Annotated in this window: 17 protein-coding genes; 12 read left to right on the plus strand and 5 right to left on the minus strand. The window is 68.1% G+C overall.

The features are described from left to right. The first annotated feature begins 94 nt into the window (after nucleotides 1-94). The 9 genes from ACRYRV_RS14690 to ACRYRV_RS14730 all read left to right on the plus strand — a co-directional run bounded on the left by ACRYRV_RS14690 (nucleotide 95) and on the right by ACRYRV_RS14730 (nucleotide 15,425). Entirely contained in the window at nucleotides 95-5,530 is a 5,436-nt protein-coding gene (locus ACRYRV_RS14690; RefSeq protein WP_444984642.1) for a hypothetical protein, read from the plus strand. Further along, nucleotides 5,520-7,946 carry a hypothetical protein gene (locus tag ACRYRV_RS14695; RefSeq protein WP_445005903.1) on the plus strand — a complete coding sequence of 809 codons (2,427 nt, stop codon included), beginning with the start codon at nucleotides 5,520-5,522 and terminating at the stop codon, nucleotides 7,944-7,946. Before ACRYRV_RS14690 ends, ACRYRV_RS14695 begins: the two co-directional genes overlap by 11 nt. 10 nt (nucleotides 7,947-7,956) lie before the next feature. Continuing rightward, nucleotides 7,957-9,366: a hypothetical protein gene (locus tag ACRYRV_RS14700; RefSeq protein WP_444984640.1), complete on the plus strand. Its 1,410-nt coding sequence runs from the start codon at nucleotides 7,957-7,959 to the stop codon at nucleotides 9,364-9,366. Between the two features lie 44 nt (nucleotides 9,367-9,410). After that, entirely contained in the window at nucleotides 9,411-10,424 is a 1,014-nt protein-coding gene (locus tag ACRYRV_RS14705) for a hypothetical protein (RefSeq protein WP_309636465.1), read from the plus strand. A gap of 144 nt (nucleotides 10,425-10,568) precedes the next feature. Next, nucleotides 10,569-11,597 carry a WD40 repeat domain-containing protein gene (locus tag ACRYRV_RS14710; RefSeq protein ID WP_444984639.1) on the plus strand — a complete coding sequence of 343 codons (1,029 nt, stop codon included), beginning with the start codon at nucleotides 10,569-10,571 and terminating at the stop codon, nucleotides 11,595-11,597. 104 nt (nucleotides 11,598-11,701) lie between these two features. Further along, nucleotides 11,702-12,670 carry a hypothetical protein gene (locus ACRYRV_RS14715; protein WP_444984638.1) on the plus strand — a complete coding sequence of 323 codons (969 nt, stop codon included), beginning with the start codon at nucleotides 11,702-11,704 and terminating at the stop codon, nucleotides 12,668-12,670. Nucleotides 12,671-12,825: 155 nt separating this feature from the next. Beyond that, complete coding sequence (locus tag ACRYRV_RS14720; protein ID WP_444984637.1) at nucleotides 12,826-13,689, plus strand: hypothetical protein; 864 nt, start codon at nucleotides 12,826-12,828, stop codon at nucleotides 13,687-13,689. Nucleotides 13,690-13,730: 41 nt separating this feature from the next. Continuing rightward, on the plus strand, nucleotides 13,731-14,360 hold the full coding sequence (locus ACRYRV_RS14725) for a hypothetical protein (RefSeq protein ID WP_309636469.1): 630 nt from the start codon (nucleotides 13,731-13,733) through the stop codon (nucleotides 14,358-14,360). A 117-nt stretch (nucleotides 14,361-14,477) separates the two neighbouring features. Next, nucleotides 14,478-15,425 carry a hypothetical protein gene (locus ACRYRV_RS14730; protein ID WP_445005904.1) on the plus strand — a complete coding sequence of 316 codons (948 nt, stop codon included), beginning with the start codon at nucleotides 14,478-14,480 and terminating at the stop codon, nucleotides 15,423-15,425. Nucleotides 15,426-15,472: 47 nt separating this feature from the next. Here ACRYRV_RS14730 and ACRYRV_RS14735 read toward each other — a convergent pair whose 3' ends face one another. Then, complete coding sequence (locus tag ACRYRV_RS14735) at nucleotides 15,473-17,158, minus strand: IS1634 family transposase (RefSeq protein ID WP_444984110.1); 1,686 nt, start codon at nucleotides 17,156-17,158, stop codon at nucleotides 15,473-15,475. A 210-nt stretch (nucleotides 17,159-17,368) separates the two neighbouring features. On the opposite strand from ACRYRV_RS14735, the gene ACRYRV_RS14740 reads away from it, so the two are divergent. Next, nucleotides 17,369-17,827, plus strand: coding sequence for a hypothetical protein (locus ACRYRV_RS14740; protein WP_445005905.1), 459 nt, complete (start codon nucleotides 17,369-17,371; stop codon nucleotides 17,825-17,827). Nucleotides 17,828-17,885: 58 nt separating this feature from the next. Here the strand turns inward: ACRYRV_RS14740 and ACRYRV_RS14745 are convergent, their stop codons facing one another. From ACRYRV_RS14745 to ACRYRV_RS14760, 4 genes are all read right to left on the minus strand, one after another. Next, complete coding sequence (locus ACRYRV_RS14745) at nucleotides 17,886-18,647, minus strand: ABC transporter permease (protein WP_299310339.1); 762 nt, start codon at nucleotides 18,645-18,647, stop codon at nucleotides 17,886-17,888. Then, nucleotides 18,644-19,585, minus strand: coding sequence for an ABC transporter ATP-binding protein (locus ACRYRV_RS14750; protein WP_444984635.1), 942 nt, complete (start codon nucleotides 19,583-19,585; stop codon nucleotides 18,644-18,646). Before ACRYRV_RS14750 ends, ACRYRV_RS14745 begins: the two co-directional genes overlap by 4 nt. Before the next feature lie 169 nt (nucleotides 19,586-19,754). After that, on the minus strand, nucleotides 19,755-20,033 hold the full coding sequence (locus ACRYRV_RS14755) for a peptidylprolyl isomerase (protein WP_253443395.1): 279 nt from the start codon (nucleotides 20,031-20,033) through the stop codon (nucleotides 19,755-19,757). Nucleotides 20,034-20,137: 104 nt separating this feature from the next. Beyond that, the gene (locus ACRYRV_RS14760; RefSeq protein ID WP_253443393.1) at nucleotides 20,138-20,461 is read right to left on the minus strand and encodes a hypothetical protein; all 324 of its coding nucleotides are present in this window, start codon (nucleotides 20,459-20,461) and stop codon (nucleotides 20,138-20,140) included. Between the two features lie 63 nt (nucleotides 20,462-20,524). On the opposite strand from ACRYRV_RS14760, the gene ACRYRV_RS14765 reads away from it, so the two are divergent. Together ACRYRV_RS14765 and ACRYRV_RS14770 are read left to right on the plus strand one after the other, a co-directional pair. Further along, entirely contained in the window at nucleotides 20,525-21,493 is a 969-nt protein-coding gene (locus tag ACRYRV_RS14765; protein ID WP_444984634.1) for a YbgA family protein, read from the plus strand. 12 nt (nucleotides 21,494-21,505) lie between these two features. Continuing rightward, entirely contained in the window at nucleotides 21,506-22,735 is a 1,230-nt protein-coding gene (locus ACRYRV_RS14770) for a methyltransferase (protein ID WP_444984633.1), read from the plus strand. Nucleotides 22,736-22,761 lie beyond the last annotated feature (26 nt).

Genomic DNA, 22,761 nt, shown 5'->3' on the forward strand with positions numbered 1-22,761 from the left:
GGCTGCCCCCTTTAAACGCATGGGGCGCCGCATGCTGAAAGCGCTAACCTGCAGGGATACGTCATATGACTGAGGCCGGAGGGGAGACAGAGCAATGACGCGAGCCAATGGTTGGAGGGCAGGCCTGCTCGCGGCGCTGATGCTGGGTTTCGTTCAGCCGGCTGCTGCCTATCCGCAGATGATCTTCGAGCGCGAACCTAACGATACCCTCGACACCGCCCAGCGCTTTCGCGGCGCCGCCAGGCTGGTGGGCGAGGTGGCCGAAGGCGACGTCGACAAGTACCTGTGGGCGGTGGATGACGCCGAGGCGGACCGGCTGTGGCGCCTCGAGCTGCAGATGCAGGGCGAGGCGCCGCTGACGGCCACGCTCGCGCTGCCTCCCGCCGCAGCGGCCGATGAGCCGGCTGCGGGGGTGGCGGCCTTCGGCGAGGCGCAGGAGCGCGCGCCGGAGGAGGAGGCGTCTGCATCGCCCCAGGCGCTGTTCGCCCTGGAATCCCCTCCCCAGCGGCCGGTGCAGCGCCGCAAGCCGCTGCTGGTCTCCCACGGCGACTATCTGATCACCCTGTCCGGGCTCTCCGGCGAGTACCAGCTGACGCTGGAGCCGGTCGGCGAAGTGGCCCTGCATGGCCGGGCCGATGCCGACACCCCTCCCGACGAGCTGATGGTGGCGCCGGGGCGTGATTGGGCCTTCCAGCTCGATACCGACCGCTGGTCGCTGCCGCTGGAACTCGAGGAGGCCGGCGAGTGGCTATGGCGCCTGGCGGCCTGGGGCGAGCTCGACACGGAACTTACCATTCGGCTGGTCGACGCCGAGGGCGCTCCGCTGGCCGAAGAGGCAAGCGGACTTGCCCTGGCACAGCGCTGGGATGCCCAGGCGCTGCCTGAGGGAAGCCAAGTTGAGATTCGCCACCCCGAGGGCCAGGCCATCGGCCGGGTCATGCTGCGTCTCGAGCAGGCGGGCCCCGTGCCCGACCCGGAACCGGAGATGGTCGCGGGCTCCCTTGCCGAGGCCCACCCCCTGGTGCCGGATGAGTCCTTCGAGGCCGAGCTGCTGTCCGGCGAGCGCATGTATTTCCGTATCCCGCTGCCGGCCGAGCGGCTTATCGACCAGGCCTGGTCGATCCAGGCCGAAGGGCTGGGCGGGGAGATGCTGGAGGCCTGCCTGGGCGATCTGATCACCGAGCAGGAAGCCTGCCGGCAAGGCGAGGGCGAGGTACGCTTCGCGCGCCTCCAGCCACCGCCCGGCGACTACTATTTGGCGGTCTCGTTGGCCGACCGCCGCCCCGACCCCGATACGCTGCGGGTGAGTCTGGCATCGGATGCGCCACCGGCCGACGGCGAGGTGGTGGAGCCGGTGGACCATCGCGACTGGGCCATGCCCCTGGGCGATGGCATGCCCCTGACCGGCAGCATGCTCGGCGAACGCCGAGCCTACTTCCGGCTCCATGTCGCCGATTCCAGCGATACCTGGCGCATCCAGGCCGTCGGCGAGGGCATCGACGAAGTATTGGTCTATCGCGCCAGCGAGAGCGGGCGCCACTACCTGGCCGGCGGGGTGACCGCGGGACTCGGCGAGCTCGAGGGCGTTGGTGTCGACAACCTGCAGCTGGCTGCCGGGCAGTACATCGTCTATATCGAGGGCGGGGACACCGACTACCGACTGGTGGCCGAGACCCACGACCCCGATCGACAGGGCTGGGAGCGCGAGCCCAACCACGAAACCGGACTCGCCAATGAGCTCCAGGCCGGAGAACCCCTGCGAGGCAATCTGCATCACCCCTCACGGGTGGACTGGTATCGCTTCTATCTGCCCGGCGAGAACGGCGTGCGCATCGAGGTCACTCCGCCCGACGAGGGCAGTATCCGCCCGACCCTCTACTGGGGAGATGATCAGATTGCCCGGGGCGGCACTCTCGACAGGGACGACGAAGCGCTGGTGCTCACCGGTCGGCTGCCGGCCGGAGAGTACTACCTGGCCATGAACCACCGCAGCCCTGCCGGAACCTATGCGGTGAGCTATGACCTAGCATCTCCCTGGGGCGAGGCATCGGGCCATGCCATGAGCGTGGCCCAGGCCCGCGCGGCCCCCTTCCCCAGCGATGGAAAGCTGAGCCTGGCCCATAGCGAGCTGGGGCAGGAGTACCAGTGGTTCCGGCTGCCCGAGGGGGAGGAGCCGCGGTCTATCACGGTGACTCGGCTGGGCCCCAACCGGCTGGCGCGGGCGCCTTTCGAGATCGTCGATGAGAACGGTGACGCCCTGGAGCGCGAGGCGGTGGAGAGCGAGCGGCGCCGGTCGGTAGTGGATCGCGTCGAGGTGCCTGCCGGCGGCCCCTGGTACCTGCGTACCACCTCCGGGCGACGCGGCGACATCGAACTTGAGGTGGACGATCCACTGCTCGCCGAGCGCCACGCCCGGGAGCAGGCCTGGCAGGCCGATATCGAGGGCAGGCTCGAGGTGGCGGGGATGATGCTGGCCGCCTGGCACGGCCGGCCGCAATCCATCGACAGCGTGCTCAGGGTCGAGAACACCGGCGAGCAGACCCATGAGATTCCCCTGGCGGCCCACGCCAGCCATGCCGGCTGGCGCGTCGAGGGTCTCGAGGAGCGCGTGACCCTTGCCCCCGGTGAGCGGCGCGACCTGACCCTGACCTGGACCCTGCCGCCGGGGCTTGCCGACGATCAGCCAGTGGCGCTGTTCGTGCACTTCGGCGGCCAGGTCGCCGAAGCGCGGTTGACCGCGGTGGAGACCATCGCCGGGGGTGGGGCAGAGGATGACGCCGCGCAGCAGGCGCTGCTGGGGCGAGTCGACCTGGCCTGGAGCGGGCTGGGGGCGCATTTCGTCGACCCGGATAGCGGCGAGCCCCTGGAGCAGGCGTATAAGCGCCTGGTGGACGGCCTGGGCTATCTGATCGACGGCCTGAGTTCGGCCGGCAGCTACCTGGGGTTCCAGGGCGAGCCGGGCGAGGCGCTGCCGCCCCTGCGGCTGGCCGGCGAGGGCGGCGAGATTCACGCCCTGGTGATCAATCAGCGCTCGGGCCACGCCCCGGTGGAGCGCTGGCGTGAGGTCGAGATCAGCGTGGGCGATTCACCGGATACCCTGGAGCCCCTGACCGTGCTGCCGCTGGAGGCCACCGATGGGGAGCAGATCTTCCCGCTGGAGACGCCGGTGGAAGCCCGCTACGTGAGCGTGCGGCCGCTGCGCTTCTGGGGCCAGCTCTCGCGCCGGGCGGACAGCGGCATCGGCCAGCTTCGTGTGCTCGGCGAGCCCTCGGCGGCGCTGGCCGAGGCGACCCCCGATCTGCTGGCGGGCAGCCGCGGGGGGCACTGGATCTACAGCGACCCGGAGCATCGCAATCTGCATGAGTTCACCCTGGCGGCCCGCTCACGGTTTCATCCCAGCGAGCGCCGGATGCGCCGCGGAATACGTCACGACGGAGAACCTGCGAGCCTGGTATTCGGCTTCCACCAGCAGCGGGCCGCCCGGCTCGAGCGGCTGGCCTGGCAGGACGATGATGAGTGGGAAGGCTTGCTGGTGGATAACGTGCGGGTCTACACCGCCACCGAGAGCCCGGTAGGGCCCTGGGAGCGACAGGCCGACTGGCGCCTGGAGCGCGACGACGACCTGCGCGCCGAACTGACGTTCGATGAACCGGTCTGGGCGCGCTATCTGCGCCTGGAGATTCTCGAGCCCGACGCCGAGGATGAACGGAGCCCGCGTTGGCGGCGCCCCGCCCAGCTCTCCGCCTTCGAGGCAGATCCCCTGGGCAGCGGCGAGTCGATCCTCGGCTACTGGGGCCAGGATGAGCAGGCCGGCCCCTTCGAGCGGGCGCTGGCCGAGCCGGACCTGCCCGCCGAAGTAGAGGATACGACCAGCAGCCCCGACGCCCCCTGGGCACTCGAGGCGCGCATCAGCGCGCGTGTGCATGAGCCGGGCGATACCCGCAGCTACCGCCTGCAGGTCGCCGATGGGGAGAACACCCTGGCCGTGCGTCTGCGCGAAGGGCTACACGGCCGGCTCGAGAGCCGCCTCGAAGGACCCGACGGGGAGACGCTGGTGCTGGACTGGACGCGCCAGGCCGGCGGCTGGCGCGAGGGGGTGGCCATCGACATCGCCCCCGGCGACTATCGCCTCGACGTCACCGAGCCCAGGCGCGCCATCGCCTTCCTGTGGGATGCCAGCGGCAGCCTCAGCCATCACCAGCCGTCGATCCTGCGGGCGGTCAGCCGCTTCGCCGACGGCCTGGACCCCGAGCAGGAGGTGGCCAACCTGATGCCCCTGGGCGGCCCCTTGCTGATGCGCGGCTGGGCGGAGGATCCGGTCAAGCTGCGCCGCACCCTGGCCGGCTACGAAGGCGGCTTTCGCAGCTCCGACTCGGAGCCCGCCCTGCAGCTGGCATCGCGTGCACTGGAGCGGCTGGACGTCGAACCGATCATCGTGCTGATCACCGATGCCGAACTGCAGTCACGGGAGATGTCGGTCTGGCGTGACCTGGCCCGGGTGCAGCCGCGCATCCTGGCGCTGGAGATCTCCCACAATCGGGAGCGCTCCAGCGACGAGACCCGCTGGTACCAGAATCTGATGAAGAGCTGGGCCAACGTCGGCGGTGGGCGCTATGCCTATGCCACCGACCGCGATGACCTGATTCGCGCCTTCGAGACCGGCATGCGCGAGCTGCGCCAGGGCACCACCTTCTTCATCGAGGCCGAGTCGCGCTACCAGGCGCCCCCCGAGCCCGGCAGCCTGCAGGTGGTCAGCGCCGACCCGGAGCAGCCGGCGGTGGCCGGTGGCGTGGTGCATCTGATCTTCGACGCCTCGGGCTCCATGCTGCGCCGGATGGAGGGGGGCCGGCGCATCGAGGTGGCCCGTCGCATCGTCCAGCAGACCCTTGACGAGCGAATCCCCGAGGAGGTGCCGGTGGCACTGCGCGCCTACGGCCATACCGAGCCCCACAGCTGCGAGACCGAGCTGCTGGTGCCCCCCCGCGCCGGCAATCACGACGAGGTGCGCGAGGTGGTCGCGGGCATCCAGGCCATCAACCTGGCGCGCACGCCGCTGGCCGCCTCCATTGAGGCGGTGCGCGACGACCTGACCGGCTTCGAGGAGCAGCCGCGCCTGGTGGTAATGCTCACCGACGGCGAGGAGACCTGCGACGGCGACGTAGCCGCGGCAGTGGACGAGCTGATCGAGGAGGGGCTGGACGTGCGCCTCAACATCGTCGGCTTCCATATCGACGAGATCGGCCTGCAGGCCGAGTTCGAGCGCTTCGCCGCCCGCGGCGGCGGCGAGTACTTCGACAGCCAGGACGGAGACGAGCTGATCGAGGGGCTGGCCCAGGCGCTGGCGGCCACCTGGCGGGTACGGGACGGCGAGGGCGCCGTGATTGCCCGGGGCCGGGTCGGCGACGCGCCCGTCGAACTGGAGGTCGGCGACTACGAGCTAGTGGTGGAGACTCAGGCCGGTGAGCGGCGTCGGGCCTTCACTATCGGGGCGAATCAGAGCAAGACACTGGAGGTGGGACGTGACGACTAGGCTGGCCCTGCTGGGTGCCTCGCTGGCGCTGGCGCCAATGGCCTCGGCGGCGATGATGTGCCCCGGTTCGCCCGGCATGAGCGAGAGCGACGCGCGCTATCTCGAGCAGCGGGTAGTGAGCCTCGATCGCGCGGTGCGCGACGCCTACGACGAGCTGCCCTGGGAAACGCTGCGGGTGGCCGAGGCCCAGCAGGCGGTGGGTCTCGATCCCGGGGCGCTTTTTGCCTGGGTGCGCGACGAGACCCGCTGGCTGCCCTACGCCGGGGAGCTGCGCGGCGCCGAGGGGGTGATGCTGGATCGGATGGGCTCCAGCCTGGACCGGGCGCTGCTGCTGGCGGCGCTGATGGAGGAGGCCGGCCATACCGTGCGTCTGGCCCGGGCCGCGCTGCCCGAGGAAGCGCTCGCGCGGCTCGAGTCAACCTGGGCGGGAGAGCCGGTTGCCCGGCGGCCTGATGGCCCCGCCGAGATGGATCTCTCGGATGCAGCCATCGCCGCCCTGGCCGAGCGTCTCGAGAGCGACCCAGACGCCATGGCCGAGTCGCTGCTGGCGCAGCGAGAGGCGGCCGAAGAGCGGCAGTCGCGGCTGCTGGATGAGAACCGGCACCAGACGCAGGCCTTGATGGCCATGCTGGGAGATAGCCTGCAGGCTGCCGGCCGCCAAGGGATGCCGGAGCCCGCCTTGACCGAGCACTGGTGGGTGCAGCGACGCACTGCCGATGGCTGGTCGGACTTCGATCCGGCCCTGCCCGGTCACGCCGCGGGCGAGCGCCTGGTCGCCGCTGGAGAGGTCGAGTCGGTCTACCCCGAGGCGCTGCCCGACGACGTTCGCCACTGGCTGACCGTCGAGGTGGCCGCCGAGCAGCTCAAGGAGGGCCGGCTGGATGAAGCCGTGGCCTTGTCTCACCGGCTGCCGGCCGCCGAGCTGCTGGGGCAGCAGCTGCAGCTGGAGCTCTACCCCATGGAGCTGCCGTCGCCCCAGGCGCTGCTCGACGGCGGCCTCGCACTCGACACCCTGCCCGAGGCGCTGTTCGGTCAGGAGCAGTGGGTGCCCTATTTGCGCCTGGGCGACAGCCTGGCGCGCGAGAAGGGCATCATGGCGGATGGCAGCGTTGTCGAGCTCGGCTCGGATGCCTCTATCGCCGGGGCCTTCGGCGAGGCCAGCAGTGCCCTGGGCGAGATCGGCGTCGGCGGGCGGCGCAGCGAGGCACCCGACACTCCGCCGGAGCTGACCGCCGTGATGGCGCGTTTCCACGTCGAGGCGCCGGGCCACGAGCCGCACACCGTCGAGCGTCCCATGATGGATCTGATCGGTCCCGCCCGGCGCGATGCGGGCGTCGAGGCGTTCGCGGTCGATGACGCTCTTCGCGAGCAGCGCGCCATCGAGTTGCTGAGCACTCTGGAGGTGCTCGGTCAGACGACCTGGGTGCCGCCGGCCCGGCTGGCCGGTTGGCACTACGAGGGGCTGATGGACAATCGCCAGGCGGCCCTGGCCGGGGCCTACCTCGGCGCTTATGGCGATGACAGCTTTATCGGCGAGGCCCTGGAGGCGCGCAGCGCTCGCCGCGCGGCGCTGGATCAGCTCGCCGCCATGCGGCTGGCCTACAGCCCCTATCCCGAGCGGGTCGCCCTGACCCGCCTCAACCTGCTGGGCTATGTGACCCTGATGGAGTTCGAGGGGGGCGAGTACCGCCGCCGGGAGGGGTTCGACATTCTCGACAACCGGGTCGCAGTGCCCGACGGCCAGGCGGTGGCCGAGACCCGGCTGGCCCAGGGGGCGCTGGATACGCTGCTGGAGGCCGAACTCGCCGTGGCGCCATCCGCCGCCTTGGGCAACACCGCCCGGGCCTTTCTGCACGACCTCGACGAGGGCGCCGACTGGCGGCAGGTGGAGCGCCTGGACGACCTGGCGGCCCTCGACTGGGCGCCGAGTGCCGATCTACGCGCCCACTTCGCGGCACGACTGGACGCGGGGCAGGCGCTGCTGCTGCCCGAGGCACCGGCACGCCAGGAGGCGCCGACCTGGTGGCAGCTCGATCCTGCCACCGGTGACCTGCTGGGCTACGGACGAGATCGTCGCGGCCAGTACATCGAGGGGATCCTGACCCTGATGAGCGCCGGCGACAATGCCGTGGGCGCCGTGAATATGGTGCAGAGCATCTGGGACTGCCTGTTTACCGCCAGCGACCCACTCTGCTGCACCCAGGATGCCGCGGCCCAGGAGATGATCAGCCGCGCCGCCAGCTATGGCCTGAGCGGCCTGGCCGAGGCCCACGACATCAACATCATCATCGGGCGCGAGCTGGTGTCTGGAGGGGCCTTCGATCGGCTCAATTCGGCGGGCATCAGCCAGGCGGCCGGCGACGTGGCCGGCGCCGGCGCCGAATTCATCGTGGACTCCTGGGGCCGCTGCAATTGAGGAGGTGCCAATGAATCAGCCAAGCATACGCGGGGGCGCGGTGGGCTTGCTCGGGCTGCTGGCCCTGGGGGCTGCAACGCCAGCGCTTGCTCAGTCGCCTTGCGCCGAGGCAGTACAGGAGCGCCTGCCCGCCCTGGGGTGCAATCGGGCGTTCACCCTGCAGGTCCAGGAGATGGCCTTCCAGGATGAGCTCAATGGCCAGCCGGCCCCGGCGGGGCGTCGCTGGGTCACCCTCGAGGTGAGCTTCGACAGCTGGATGCCCAGCGATCTGGTGTTTGGCCTGGGCTATCCCGAGCCGCTGCTGGTCGCCTCGCTGGAGCGCCAGCTCTACCTGCTGGTGGATGACCGGCAGGTGGTGAGGCCGACCCTGCCGGCAGATTCGTCCCTCAGGGATGAGTTCGTGCTGCCCCGCTCCGGTGCTCGGCGCCAGGGGGAAGTCGCTTTCGCCGTGCCCGATGACGCTCTGTCGCAGCTGTCGCTGCACTACTACCACGACCAGTACGCGCCCATCGTCGTGCCGCTGCTCGGTGAGCGTGCCGACCCCGGCGAGGGGCGTGAGGCCACGGGTCGACAGGCGGGCCATGACCTCTTCGCGCTTGGCGTTCATGGTGCCGCTCGCCATGAACGCTGGCAGGGCGAAGCGGCCCCCGAGGGCATGCAGTGGCTGGTGGTGGACCTGCGCGGCCAGGGCGAGTGGCGTACCCCGGTGGACGCCCGGGCGCTGGACCCCTCCGCCGAACCCGACGCCGAGGCCTCGCTACGCCGAGTGATGGAGTATATCGAGGCGGCGGGGCTGCTGCAGGCGGTGGTGGACGGGCGCCATGGCTATGTGCGCGACCTCGCACTGAGCACCCTGGAGACGGACCCGGCGCTGCTGCCCGATGCCTGGGCCGGCGGCGAGGCGGTGTTCCCGATACCCGAGGCGGCCGAGCACGTAGAGCTGGTGGCCTATATGCCGCAGTTCGGCGGCACCGATATCTCCTCGGAGATTCGTCCGGCCCTGCGCTTTACGCTGGAGGAGGGCGAGCGCGAGCCGGAGGCCGAGCCGCGAGCGGTGATCGAGGACGGCCCGATTCGCTTCCGGGTCCACGACCTGGCGCGAGTCGACGCCCTCGCCGGCCACGTCGCCGAGGAGGGGGAAGCGCTGGTCTGGATCGAGGCGGCCATGGCCAACCAGAGCGAGGTCGGCGGCATGATGGAGGTCGGGCATCGCTTGCGGCCGCGTGCGCCGGAGGGGGAGCTGCTGGGGGTCTACCAGGCCGGGCCCATGCCGCAGCCGGAACCCTTCTGGCTGCCGGCCGGGGATGAGCCGCGTCACTTCCAGCTGCTCTATCGCTATCCCGCGGACGTCGAGACGCTGGAGTTCGAATATGGCGGGGTAGCCGTCGTCGAGACGCTGGCGCTGCCGTTGTCCCGCTAAGCGGGATCGAGGCGCTCTGACAATGATCTTGCATCGAGGGATATATGATTGATTCCAATACGTTACGCCAGCCCGCTGTCAAGGAGCGTGTCGTTCAGCTGGGCTATCTGCTCAAGCACACCTTCACCCTAGTGGGCCGCGACCCGGGGATTCTCAGGCCCTGGATTCGCATGTCCGTCTACGGGGTGGTGATGGCCAGCCTATTCTTCATCAGCGTGATCGCCCTGTGGGTCAACAACGGTGACATTGGTACCCCGGCGCTGCTGCTGTGCCTGTTGATGTTCATCTACAAGTATTTCTACTACGTGCGTCAGGAGCTCCGGCAGAGCTGGCTGGTCAGCGAGGCCCTGCAAGGTCATCGGCGCACGGCGTCGGAAGCCAAGGCCAGGGTCAAGGGGTTCAAGGGGGCCAGCCGGCTCATCGCGCTGTTCGAGATGGTGTTCAACGGGGCCTTGAGCTGGGCGCTGCGTATCGGTCGCGTTGGCGTGCTGATGGCGATATTGCTGAAAGGGCTCCGTGAGGTGTGGGACCTGGTCAACCACTATCTGCTGCCCTCGGTGGTCATCGACGGCTACGGCATTCGCGAGAGCATATCGCGCATGAAGCGGCTCAAGGAGAACGTGCCCGAGACCCTGGCCGGTGTGTTCGGGATCGACGTGGCGGCCCGGGCCGTGGGCACCATCATGTTCCCGATCTATGCCCTGATGGTGCTGGTGGGCCTGCTGATCGGCATCTGGGTGGGCGATCCCCAGTCACCCTACTACCTGGGGGACCCCCTGGGGGGCACGGCGATGGCCGGTGCCGGGCCGCTGCCGGACACCCTGCCCATCACGGCCCTGCCCATTCTGATCGCCCTGTGGATCGCCAAGCTGTTCAGCGTGGTGCTGGAGCGTATGGCCGCCTCGGTCAAGGTGATCTACTTCTCGATCTTCTACATGCGCATCACCCACGCAGATGACATCGTCCCGGAGATTCGCGGCGAGCTGGAGGCCTATCTGCGCATGGAGGCCGAAGACCCCGAGCCGGTAGCGGCGCCAGGCAGCCAGGGCAACCCCTAACCACTCATGCCATATATAGCAGGCTCCGAACGCATAAAGGCACGGCAAGAGGAGGTATCGACAATGCTTCTATCGGCAGCGTTAGACCGGCCCAACGCCGCCATGTCCCGACGCCCGACGGCCTGCCGCATGTTGGTGCTTAGCATGGCGGCAATGCTGCCGGCCCTGGCCCAGGGCGCCGCTGCGGCGGACTGGCAGGCCGCCGACATCCAGCATGAGCTGGAGCTTGAGGAGAGCGCGATACAGCTGGCGCTCTCTCCAGACGGTATGCGACTGGCGAGCGGCAGCGAGTCGTCCCTGAAGGTGTGGGAGATAGCCACCGGCAGGCTGAAACAGCAGCTGGATGGCCATCGCTCCCCGGAGGTGGAGTGGATGCTTCCCGTCACCGGCCTGGCCTTCAGCCCCGATGGCAGCGTTCTGGCGAGCACTAGCTGGAATCCCGGCGTGATCCCCAAGGCATCGCTCAAGCTCTGGGATCCAGCAACAGGGGAGCTGCTGAGGTCCCTGGCGGGTAGCCTGGGGTGCCGGGAGGTCGCCTTCACGGCCTATGGGGAGAGCGTCTGGGCGGCCTGTGGCCGGGATGCTCAGCGCTACTCCCTGGCGACCGGCGAGGTGGTCGAACGTGCCGGGCAGGTCCCCGAGGGGCTGCTGACGGCGAGCAACGCCGAGGCGGCGGCCGACGAGCTGCCCATGCCCCGGCAGGGACCGCCAACCGCCCTTGCCGTGAGCGAGGAGGGCACCCACCTGGCCTGGGCCGGCCGGCCGCCGACTTATCCCTCCCCGATTCTGCGCATTTGGCTGGCCGCAGCGACTGCCGATGCCGCCGCCGTGGATCAGAGCAGCGGTGACGAGGCGGACTATCTTGTCCTCGACCTGCCCGGAGAGACCGTCGCGCGTGATCCCGTGACCCTGGCGCGCGAGCACTACAGCCGGGAGCTGCCCAACCCGGTGACCGTGGAGCAGATCGAGCAGCGGATGCTGGAGTCGGGGGAGGTGCGCGTCATGCTGACCCTGAGCAACCTGAAGGACGATGCCCTGCGAGCCTGGCGCTACCGGCTGACCTTCGAGCCGCGGGAGGAAGGCCTCTGGGAGCTGGTGCGGGTGGAGCGCAAGCACCAGTGCTGGCGTGGCCCCACCGAGCCGGAGGAGTGGACCACGCAGCTTTGCATCTAGTGGGTTCGCGCGGCCGGTGCCCCGTTTGGATGAAGGGGGCCGCCGGACCGATCCGCGTCTAGCCTGTGCCTATCGGATTACCTGGTCATGCCATAGGGGGAACCATGTGGGACTTTCGTATCGGTCAGTCGGTGGGACTGATGGTCAAGACAATGCCCTTTCTGCTCTTCCGGCTGGCGGTCTACTTCGGCGTGGCGCTGGCCTATGTGCTGATGACCGGCGTGGGGGCCGGCGTCGGCTGGGGCATCGGCGGCTTCGGTGAAGAAGGCTTCCGGGCGGCCACCACCTTCTGGGGCGGCGCCATCGGTTTCGGCATCGTCGGCGTGATCATGTACGTGCTGCGCGAGTATCTGCTCTATATGGTCAAGGCGGGACACATCGCCGTGCTGGTGGAGCTGCTCGAGGGGCAATCGCTGCCCCAGGGGCGCAGCCAGATCCAGCACGCCACCGCCTCGGTCAAGGAGCGCTTCGGTCAGGCCGGCGTCCTGTTCGCCGTGGATCAGCTGATCAAGGGCGTGCTGAAGGCCTTGACCGGGCTGGTGCGCGGCGTCTTCCGCCTGCTGCCGATTCCCGGGGCGCAGCAGTTCCTGCGCGTGGTGCAGATGTTCCTGCGTATCGCCGTGGGCTTTATCGACGAGGTGATTCTCGCCTACAGCTTCCGCACCCGGGCCGACGACCCCTGGGGCGCCTCTCGCGACGGCCTGGTGCTCTACGGCCAGAATCTCAAGCCGATGTTCAAGAACGCCGCCTGGCTGGCGCTGATCGTCTACGGGCTCTCCTTCGTGATCTTCCTGGTGATGCTGGCGCCGGCGGCGGCGGTGGCCTACCTGATTCCCGGCGGCTGGTCGGCCACCGGCGTGGTGGTGGCGCTGCTGTTTGCCTGGAGCGTCAAGGTGGCGGTGCTCGAGCCCTTCGCCATCACCTGCATGATGCAGGCCTACTTCAAGGCCATCGAGGGGCAGACGCCCGATCCGGAGTGGGAGGCCAAGCTCGATGGTCTCTCGCGCAAGTTTCGCAAGCTCAAGAACCGGGTGTCCGATACCGAGGCGTCTCCGGTCACCGAGGGACAGTGACTCCGTAACCGAGGAGGAGATGATCCATGACTCTATTACCCTTGGCCCGATTCGTACCTCGCTGTGTTGTTGGGCTGGCCGCGGTGGGCATTCTGACCGCCTGCGGTGACGGCAATGGCGATACCGCGGCCGATGGCAGAGGCACAGATGATGCGATGCAGGCCTGGCTGGATGAGCTGGCCGGCCCCGGGTCTCGCCTGACACTGAGCGGAGCGGTGACCTCGATGGGTGAATACACCACGGCGGAGGACCCTCGCTATGGCGGGGTCAGTGTCGACAGCTATCGCCCGGGACGCGGTGGGGGAGCGGCACGGCGTGGCAGCAATGCCGACGGCCCCTATGCGCTGACCCTCTATACCGATGCCATTCATGAGGATTCGCCCGAGGAGGTTGTCAGGGCCTGGGTGACCCTGGTGCTGCCGGCCGGCGCCGAGGCCGGACAGCGCTACACCATCGCCGGCTTCAGCGACGCGGAGGAGCGCGAGGTTCAGGCCCACGTGCGGGGGCACGGCAATGCCTGGGGGTTCTCCCGCCAGGTCGCCGGTGAGCTCTACCTGGCCGAGCTGGGGGAGCAGGTCAGCGCCGCCTGGCGCCTCGAGGCCGCCGAGGGGCGGGGCGAGGAAGCGCGTCGTGTCGTGGCGGAGGGCGCCGTGGAAGGGCTCGACTTCACCCCCCAGCGGGAGGCGCGCTACGCGATCACCGTCAATGGCGACAGCGAACAATACCTGGGCCGGGTATCGATTCATGAAACACCCAATGATTTCGCCGTATCGATAGGCAACCGCATCGTCCTCGATGTGCCGACGGAGGTCGGCGCCGGCGAGTATGCGCTGTCCGATCAGGCCGGTGACGGCGCCATCCGAGTATCTCTGATGCGTCATGAGGTAGAGGAGATCGATGGCGCCATTCGCTTCAGTGAGCGCAACGGCGTCTTCGATGCCGAGATCAGCCTCGAGGCCAGCGGCGAGGATGAGGTCCAGCTGTCGGGACGCCTCGAAGAACTCGACTTCGATCGCTGAGCCAGCGAAACGAAAGGATCACACGAGCAAGGAGACACATCATGGGAAGCTTGAATCGCCGCCTGGGTATCGCCGCTCTGGGAACCGCGCTGCTCTTGCCGATGACTGCCCTGGCCCAGGACGAGGTCGTGGAGCAGATCGAGCTGGGGCTCGAACTCTACCAGGAGGAGGACTACGGCGGGGCCATTACCGAACTGGAGTTCGCCATCAATGATATTCGCAAGCTGATGTCGGGGCGTATCGCCGCCACCTTCCCCGAGGCTCCGGCCGGGTGGAGTGCCGATGAGGTAGCGTCGGCCGGCGGCGGAGGCGCCGCGGCCATGCTGGGCGGCGGCGGCAGCATGCTCGAACGACAGTACCGTCAGGATGACGGCAACGGTCAGCTGGAGGCGAGCATGATGATCGACAACCCTATGGTTCAGGGCATGGCCGCCATGTTCAACAACCCGGCCCTGGTCGCGGCCCAGCCCAATACCGAGCGGATACGCCTGGGCCGCGAGTCGGCCATCGTCAAGTGGGAGCCCAACCGCTCGCGAGCCGAGGTCACCCTGCTGCTGGATGGTCGCATCTTGATGCAGGTGAAAGGGCAGAACCTGGAATCCCAGGATGCCGCCGTCGAGCTGATGCGCGGTTGGGATCTCGATGCCGTGCGGGAACAGGCGGCCCGCTAGGACCACCGGGACCAGCGATCGACGCAGGCAGGAAAGCACCACGAAGGAGGAGAGGTGATGATGGTGGCAATGGAGAGGCGGCGGCCCCTTGGTCGGGCCATGATGGGAGCCGCCTTGATGGCAATGTCCTGGGGCGTCAAGGCCGAGGCTTCACCGGTGACGGTGGCCCCCTTGACGGTCGAGACGGAGGGCAACCATTACCAGTACCGAATGCACATGACGATCCAGGGGGACGACCTGTTCTGGGACCTGACCCAGGGCCCGGATGTTACCCTGGTGGCTCCCGATGAGGAGCACCTGAGCCAGGTCAGCGGTTTCGACCCCCTCTATACCGGCGAGGCGCTGGACAACCGCCCCCATCAGGTCGCCTCGCGTTTCGATGCCCTGGTATCCCGGATGCCGGCGGAGTCGGGGCGACCGCCCCTGGAATATCAGGATGTCTTCGACAATCGTCAGCGAACCGACGCGGTCAGGGTGGCCGTGGAGCCGACCGGGGCGACCCGGGAGCTGGCCGGCCGCGAGGCCAGTGCCTATACCCTGGCGGTGGTCAGCGACAAGAGCCGCTGGCGGGACGAGGCGTGGCACCCTTACCACGCCCTGAATCTAGGGACCGTCTGGGTGTTCGAGGATCTTGCCTTCTCTCCGGCTCCCCTGCAGCTGAGTCGCTATGTCTTCAACCTCGTCTTTGCCCCCCACTCGGTGAGCGGGCTCGAGGAGTACTACCATGAGCAGCTGATCTCGGCCCTGGCGCCGCTGGGCATGCTGGCCGGGGCGCGTATGCAGGAAGTGCAGATCTCGGCGGAGGGGCTGGCCGAGCTGGAAGCCGACGGCTGGCGTGTCGAGGGTGATGAGCCGCCGGGACAGGCACAGGGCTATCGTTTCGAGCTGCTGACCACGGAGCTGAATACCGAGACCGAGCCCCTCGATTATGCGGTGCTCGAGGGCATGAGTCGGCTGGATGCGGCAAGCCTGGACTATCTGGAGACGCCGCTGATGATGGTCAATCGCCTGGGCTTGTGTCCGGCCTTGCCGGAGGAGATGGGCGCCCCCGAGTTCGACAGATAGAAGCGTAAGCCACTGATTAGCCTGGAAACGCGTTTTCAAAATTGGCACTACAAGCGAGATGCAGTCGGCGCCGGTAGTCCAATGGCCTCGAAGAGATCGCGTTGTTCAGGCTTCAGTTTGGTCAGGCCGCTCGCCGTCTCGCGACGGTGAAGCAGGACCTGGTGGAATTGGATCTTGCGGGCAATCTCCAGTGCCCGCGTCGGCGACAGTGAGTGATCGCTGGCCTTCAACCGTATCCGGAGCACCCGGTAAAGCACCAGGGCGAGGAAGCAGATCAGCGCATGGGCACGGATGCGATCCGGCAGCCGGTGATAGACCGGCGCGATCTCGATGTCGCTCTTCAGCACCCGGAAGCCGCGCTCGATGTCTGCCAGCGCCCGGTAGCGCTCCACGATCTCCTTCGGGTCGTGGTCGGCCATGTTGGTGACCAACAGCAGCTTGCCGTCCATCACCCTGGCGCGATCGAGCGCGCGCTGATCCAGGACATAGTTGAACGTCTCGGCGGTCAGATCGACCTTTAGGATATGCCCGAGGTGAGCGTCGGTGACGGCCTTGTAGAACCTGGCGGTGACGCCGGCATCGGAGAGCTTTCTGCCGCGGTAGCGACGCCCAGCATCTTGGTTGTCCAGCTTCTCGAACCACTGGCGTGCATCGGCCTGCAGCGCCTCGATCTTCTGATCACGTGCCGCCGTCTGCGCCTTGGCGACCTCCGGCCGGTGCGCCACGATCAGCCGATGATCCTGCCATGTCATCTCGCCGTAGGCTTCGTGTTCGGCGTCGACATCCTGGCAGTGCGCTTGATGAAACGCCTTCAGCAGCGCATCGAATTCGCCATAACGGCGGCCCGGCACCGCCAGAATGAATTCCAGAGGGCGATCCTCGATACGCACGGCGGACAGAGCAGCCAGATTGTCCAGCGAGAGCAGGCCACGGTCGGCGACCAGTACGACTCGCCGCACATTGAAGCGCTTGACCACCGTCTCGATGGTCGGCAGCAACGTGCGGGTTTCCGCGACATTGCCATCGAAGACTTCGTGGTGAATGGGTAAGCCTTCCGCCGTCTGCACGACACCGAGCATGAACTGGCGGGCGATGCCGCCCTCCTTCGAGGGACCGTATTGACGGACATCACCGTCGAGTGAGGTACTGCCTTCTGCCCGAATTGTGGTGAGGTCGTAGAAGACGATCGAGAGTTCCTGGTCGATCAGTGGCTTGAGCTGCTGTGCCAGAACGTCATTGAGGGCTTCGCTACAGTCCGACAGGGTATCCATGGTGCGCAGCAGATGCTGGTGACTGATCGAGGCCGTGTCGACGTCGGGCACCAGTACATCTTCCAGCCAGCGCAGCACCCCGAGCTTGGATTCCGGATCACATAGCCGATTGAACACCATGACCCGCAGCAGCCGCTCGGCATCGAACTGGCGCTTGCTACGCAAGACACGCCGGAAGGCGTCATCCAGGCCGAGCTCTTTCCAGAGTGACGTCAGCAGCCAAGTATCACCCACGGAGCGCGCCGGCGCGAAGTCGGTCTCGCCGGTGCCTTCCTCGAGTGTTGGCTGGCCGGTGACGCGCAGCAGGCCGTTGATCAGCGCGCTGGATTCCCCGGCCGTGACGGCCTCAAGACGTCCCAGCGTCGCGATCACGCGTTGGCGCGGCTTGCCGGCCTCGTCGCGATAGGACTCGACGAGCTTCACATAGCGGCGAGGGCCGGATTTGGTGACTTTGACGAACATGTCACCACGATAGACCGGTCAATCCATGCCTGGCAAGGTGCCAAGAGAAAAACGTGTCACTACAAAGAATTCGGCCAGAAATGGCTAAGTCTCTGAATTCCCATGCCATGAGTGCCGATTTCAGGCCAAAATCGAGCTGGAAGTGTCGAACTCGGGGGCGCCGATTCCCTTTTGGCCGCCATGCAGGAGAACGCGAGTTTCCGGGGACAGATGCAGGGAAGCATCGACGGCGAGGTGCTAGGCGAGGCGAGCTTCGGCAGTCAGGACGATAGCTTCGGCCGCGGCTTCATGCTGACCCTGGAGTCCTACGATCCCGAGTTGCATCAGGCCGCCTGCCTCACCCTGCTGCGCGTCGACGCGGCCATGCCGGATGATCCGCAGCGGCTAGCGGTGGCCGAGGGGCCGGATCAGGCTAAGCCCGGCGAGCTGGTGGCCTACCTGGCACTCACCGACCTGACGGAGCCGGGGCGAAGCCGTGTCGTGGCCGCCGGCCTGGGAAGCGACGGCGAGGTGATACTGGAGCGGGTCGATGAGGAGACCCTGTCGGGTCACCTGAGGCTCGATGGCCAGGTCACGCCGCTGGATCGACTGACCGACAGTCTGCCCTTGGTCATCGAGGGGGAGTTCAGTGCCCGGCAAGCCTGGGATCGCGTGCCCATGGCCCGCTAGAAGGGGCCGCCAGCCCCTGGAACGAAGGGCTCTCGCCGATAACGGCGGCCCGTGCGCGTCACGGCTTGAGCCGGTACCCGGTGCGGAAGATGCGTTCTACCACTGCCAGCGCCGCGGCCAGGAAGAGGGTGATCACGACGAGGCTCACTACCGGGCTGACGTCGCCGATGCCGTAGAAGCTCCAGCGGAAACCGCTGACCAGGTAGACCACCGGATTGGCCAGAGTCACCGCCTGCCAGAAGGGGGGCAGCATGTCGATGGAGTAGAAGGTGCCGCCGAGGAAGGTGAGGGGAGTGATCACCAGCAGCGGCACCAGCTGCAGCTTCTCGAAACCGTCGGCCCAGATGCCGATGATGAAACCCAGCAGGCTGAAGGTGAGGGCGGTGAGCACCAGGAAGAGCACCATCATCAGCGGGTGCTCAATGCTGTAGGGGACGAAGAGCCGGGCGGTGGCCAGCACGATCAGCCCCAGCACGATGGATTTGGTGGCCGCCGCCCCGACGTAGCCCATGACGATCTCCCGGTAGGACATCGGGGCCGAGAGCACTTCGTAGATGGTGCCCGAGAAGCGCGGGAAGAAGATCCCGAAGGAGGCGTTGGAGACGCTCTGGGTGAGCAGCAGCAGCATGATCAGGCCGGGGACGATAAAGGCACCATAGCTCACCCCGTTCACCTCGCTGATGCGGGTGCCGATGGCGGCGCCGAACACCACGAAGTAGAGGGAAGTGGAGATCACCGGCGAGACGATGCTCTGCAGCACGGTGCGCAGGCTGCGGGCCATCTCGGCCTGGTAGAGGGTCTTGACGGCGTGCAGGTTCATGGGCGCTCCTTGACCAGGCTGACGAAGATCTCTTCCAGCGAGCTCTGGCGGGTGTTCAGGTCCTTGAAGCCGATCCCCTCGGCCTCGAGATCGGCCAGCAGCTCGGCGATGCCGCTCGACTCCTCGTCGTCCTCGCTGGCGTCATAGCTGTAGACCAGGGCGTGGCCCTCCTCGGCCACGGCCAGGGCGTGGCGGTCGAGGGCGGCAGGAATCGCCTCGAGAGGCTCGCGCAGATGCAGGGTCAGCTCCTTGCTGCCGAGCTGGCGCATCAGGGTGCGCTTCTCTTCCACCAGCACCAGCTCGCCGCCGCGGATGACGCCGATGCGGTCGGCCATCTCCTCAGCCTCCTCGATATAGTGGGTGGTGAGAATGATGGTCACCCCGCTGTCGCGCAGCTGGCGCACCACCTCCCACATGTCCCGACGCAGCTCCACGTCGACGCCGGCGGTGGGCTCGTCGAGAAACAGGATCTCCGGCTCGTGGGCCAGCGCCTTGGCGATCAGCACCCGGCGCTTCATGCCCCCGGAGAGGGTGATCATGCGGTTGTGGCGCTTCTCCCACAGCGACAGCGAGCGCAGCACCTTCTCCAGATGGTCGGGGTCCTTCGGCTTGCCGAACAGGCCGCGGCTGAAGGCGACCGTGTCCCAGACCCGGATGAAGGCGTCGTTGGTCAGCTCCTGGGGCACCAGGCCGATGCGCTCCCGGGCGGCGCGGAACTCCCGCACGTTGTCGTGGCCATCCACCAGCACCCGGCCCGAGGTGGCGTTGACCAGGCCGCAGATCACGCTGATCAGGGTGGTCTTGCCGGCCCCGTTGGGCCCCAGCAGGGCGAAGATCTCGCCGCGCCGAATCTCCAGGGAGACCTCCTTCAGCGCCTGGAAGCCGCCGGCATAGGTCTTCGAGAGTCGCTCGACGCTGATCACCGGATCATGGTGCAAGGGGGCCTCCTGGTCGCGAAGCGGTGGCCTGACCCGAAGGGCTGGGCCACTGGATGCAGGGATGATTTTGATACGCGGCTGGTTTTTATACAGGTATGGTACAAGAAAGCCGCACATGGCGGCCATGCGCGGCTTCGGTTTGATCAGAACAGTTCACGCTGCCGAAGGCTCAGCTGCGACTGGTGATCTCGAGCAGGTGGAAGCCGAACTGGGTCTTCACCGGCCCGTGCACCTTGTTGAGCTCGCCGGAGAAGACCACCTCGTCGAACTCGCGGACCATCTGGCCCGGGCCGAAGCTGCCCAGATCGCCACCCTGGCGGCCGGAGGGGCAGCTAGAGTGTTCGCGGGCCACCTCGGCGAAGTCGCGGCCGCCCTCGATCTCGGCCTTCAAGGCCTCACACTTTTCCTTGCTGCTTACCAGAATATGACGCGCGGTTGCCCTGGCCATGGATCTCTCCCGAGAGTGTTGCAGTGAAGGCCGGCGACTCTGCCGGCCCCTGAATGAGTGAGTGAAGAGTGAAGAAGCGAGCATAGCATGCTCGCTGGCCGGCCTCAGCCACCCAGGCCGATGCTGAGCCTGAGGGCCTGCAGGCCGTCGAGCTCCAGGCGCACCTCATCGTCGAACAGCGGGTGACCCACCACCCGGATATCCAGGCTGGCCGAGGCGCCGCGGTAGCGTACCCGGGCGGTGATCCGCGCCTCCCGGCTGACCGGTGCCAGCCAGCCGTAGTCGACCCCCTCCAGCTCCACGGCGTCGAGGCCCCGGGCCTCCAGCTGTTCCTCGATGGCCCGTTCGGCGGCGTGGCCGTAGTACCAGTGGAGCCCGCCGTAGACGAGGGCGGCGAGCAGTGCGAGAGTTACGACGAAGCGGCCCATGGCCCCCTCCCTATAGCTGTTGATGGTGACGTCGAGGGGGTTATAACACAGGAGAAGAAAGGAATGAGTGAGACGGTGGCAAGCCGGGCGGGGATTCCGGTGGGCATCAGCGCCTGTCTGATGGGGGAGCAGGTGCGCTACAACGGCGGCCACAAGCGGTCGCGCTACTGCCTGGAGGTGCTCGCCGAGCGCTTCGCCCTGGAGCCCTTCTGCCCCGAGCTCGAGGCCGGCCTCGGCGTGCCCCGCGAACCGATCCGTCTGGTGGGCAGCCCGGGGGAGGAGCCCCGGGTGGTGGGCACCGTGGACGCGAGCCTGGATGTCACCGACCGGCTCGAGGAGGTGAGCCAGGCCTTTATCGCGAAGCACCGCCACCTGCGCGGCTTTATCCTGATGAAGGGCTCGCCCAGCTGCGGCCTCGAGCGGGTCAAGGTCTACGGTGAGAACGGCATGCCCAGCCACTCCGACGCCGGCGCCTTCGTGCGGGCCCTGAAGCGCCACTTCCCGACCCTGCCGCTCGAGGAGGAGGCGCGCATGAACGACGCCGTGCTGCGCGAGAACTTCATTACCCGGGTCTACGCCCTCGACGACTGGAAGCGCCAGGTGGAGGCTAACCCCAGCTACCACGAGCTGCTGCAGTTCCACAGCCGCCAGAAGTACCTGCTGATGGCCCACCACGTGGAGGCCTACCGCGAGCTGGGGCGCTACCTGGCCGAGTCCAGCAGGCTGCCCCTGGAGGAGGCGATGGCGCACTACCTGCAGCGCTTCATGACGGCCCTGGCGCGGCCGGCCACCCGCAAGACCCACACCAACGCCCTGATGCACGTCTTCGGCTACCTCAAGGAGGCCCTGGACGCCGAGACCCGCCAGGACCTGCTCGCCGCCATCGAGGAGTACCGCCAGGGCCACGTGCATCTGGCGGTGCCGATCCGCCTGCTCAGCCACTACCTCAAGCGCCACGGCTCCGGGTATATTCGCCGCCAGACCTATCTGGACCCTCACCCCTACGAGCTGGGGCTGCGCAACGCTATCTGAGTCGACGCCGTGATGCATGACACACGTTTCCAGCGGCTCACCGAGCGGCTGGCCGAGGGCGCGCCGCTGTGGCGCTGCCTGCCTTTCCAGGAGCCGGAGCCCGCCTGGCGTTCGCGCTGGCCCGGGCTCGCCGAGGCGCTGCTGGCCCTGGACGATGATACGCTCGCCCGCCTGCAGGCGGACCCCTTTGCCAGCGCTGCGTTGGCCGACTCCCCCCTGGCCGCCTGGCTGCCCGTGGCAGCGCTGGCCGAGCTGGTGGCGCTGCCGGACCTGTCGCGTCACGTCACCCTGCCGGAGGCCTGGGCCGAAGGCATCGCCGAGCGCAAGCGGCGCCAGCTCGAGGCCTTCGTGCCTCAGGTGCCGGCGAGCCCTGACGAGGCGCCGGTGGACCTGGTGGAGTGGTGTGCCGGCAAGGGGCACCTGGCCCGGGCCCTGGCCCAGCGACACGGCGTCGAGGTCACGGCACTGGAGTGGGACCCGGCGCTCTGCGCGGCGGGTAGCGTCCTGGCCCAGGGGCAAAGCGCCGCGGTGCGCTTTCGGGTCCAGGACGTGATGGCCGAAGAGGCCGGGCGCTGGCTCCACGCCGGCAGCCGGGCCGTGGCGCTGCACGCCTGCGGCGATCTGCACCGGCGCCTGCTGACGCTGGCCGCGGAGGCGGGCAGCGAGGTGGTGCTGGCGCCCTGCTGCTATCAGCGCACCGCCGACGAGCGCTATCGTCCGCTCTCGGCCCGGGGGCGCGCCCTCGCCGCGGCTGCCGGTCTTACGCTCGACCGCGACGCCCTGACCCTGGCCGTGCAGGAGACGGTGACCGCCCCTCGGGGCGTGCAGCGCCACCGGGAGCGCGCCTCGGCCTGGCGGCTCGGCTTCGACCGGCTGCAGCGCCGGGTGCGCGGCGTCGATGCCTACCTGCCGGTGCCGAGCCTCGCCTACGGCAGGATGCCGTCGCGCTTTTCCGAGTTCTGCCGCTGGGCGGCGGCGCAGAAGGGCCTCGCGCTGCCCGAGGAGGTCGACTGGGCCGCCCTCGAGGCCGAGGGGTGGCGGCGCCATAGGGAGGTGGCGCGCCTGGAGCTGGTCCGCCACCTCTACCGCCGGCCCCTGGAGGTGTGGCTGGCCCTGGACCGCCTGGCCTTTCTCGAAGAGGCCGGCTATGCGGTCGAGCTCGGCACCTTCTGCGCGCGCTCGCTGACGCCGCGCAACCTGCTGCTGCGGGCCCGGCGCGATTCTTCGGCCGCCGGGGCCTGATGCCGGCCAGCCGGGCTGCGGCGCCG

This window comes from Halomonas mongoliensis (assembly GCF_052496345.1).